The 1,088-nt window shown below is 61.8% G+C and carries 1 pseudogene; it reads left to right on the top strand.

What is annotated here, in order from left to right:
• A pseudogene (locus Xbed_RS18745) lies at positions 1 to 1,088 on the top strand (RHS repeat-associated core domain-containing protein); the annotation flags it as partial.

Raw genomic sequence — 1,088 nt, 5'->3', positions numbered from 1 at the left:
GGGCAGATTACCCGCGAAATTGATTTTACCGGGCGCACCCTTGACTATCAGTACGATACACTGGGGCGCCGCACGCAGGTGCAGTATCCCGACGGGCAGCAACTGCGCTGGCACTATTCTGCCGCCGGTTCACTGATTAAACAGGAAAGCTGGCAGCCGGAAGATGGCCGGCTGGTGCTGAAGGCCACCACCACCTACGAATACAACCAACGCCATCAGTTGGTGAAAGCCACCAATGCCGATGCCGTCGTGGAATATGGATATGACCAAACCACCGGCCTGCCGACCTGTGAGCGGATCAACGGGCGGGAGATTACCCGTGAATGGGATGCGCTGACGGGGCGGCCGGTCAGTGAACGGGTGGATGGCAACACCCTGCACTTCGGTTATCACCCGTCGGGCAGCCTGAACCACTTTCAGCTTAACCGGCACCGCCCGCTGACGCTTCAGCATGATGCACTGGGACGGGAAACGGTACGCGAAAGTGCCGACGGTTTTATCCTTGCCAGCCGCTACACCGCGACCGGGTTGCTGGCGCACCAGTCGGCCGGTCAGGCCACCCCCTTTTTCCGGGAAACCCTGGCCCGAAACGACCCGCACTTCCCGCCGCAAGCGACCGCCGTCAACCGGAGCTGGCAATACGACCGGGCCCATAATGTGCGGGTGATTGACGACAGCCGCTGGGGGCAAACCCGTTACCGTTACAACACCAACGACCAGATACGGCATACCCTGTTCGAGGGAGCCCGTCCGCATGAAGAGCAGTTCAGCTACGATGCCAACGGCAACCTGAGCCAGCACCTGCCTGTGGATGCCCACGGCGCGGTGGCCCAACTCACCCAGCGCCAGCAAGCCGGGCGGGTGGTGCAGCAGGGGGATATCCGCTATCGCTACGATGACAACGGGCGTCTGGTGGAAAAAACCGAACAGCGTGACGGCTTCCGCCCGCAAATCTGGCGCTACCGCTGGGACACCCAGAACCAGCTCACCCACTTCGAGACCCCGGATGGCTCGCGCTGGCGCTATCAATACGATCCGTTCGGGCGCAGAATTCGGAAGCTGAAAGTGCACGATGGCAAACTGGCCGC

Origin of the sequence: Xenorhabdus beddingii (genome assembly GCF_002127545.1) — a bacterium.
Lineage (GTDB): Bacteria > Pseudomonadota > Gammaproteobacteria > Enterobacterales > Enterobacteriaceae > Xenorhabdus > Xenorhabdus beddingii.
Note: the sequence above shows the minus strand (reverse complement) of the source record. Positions and strands in the feature narration are given on the sequence as shown.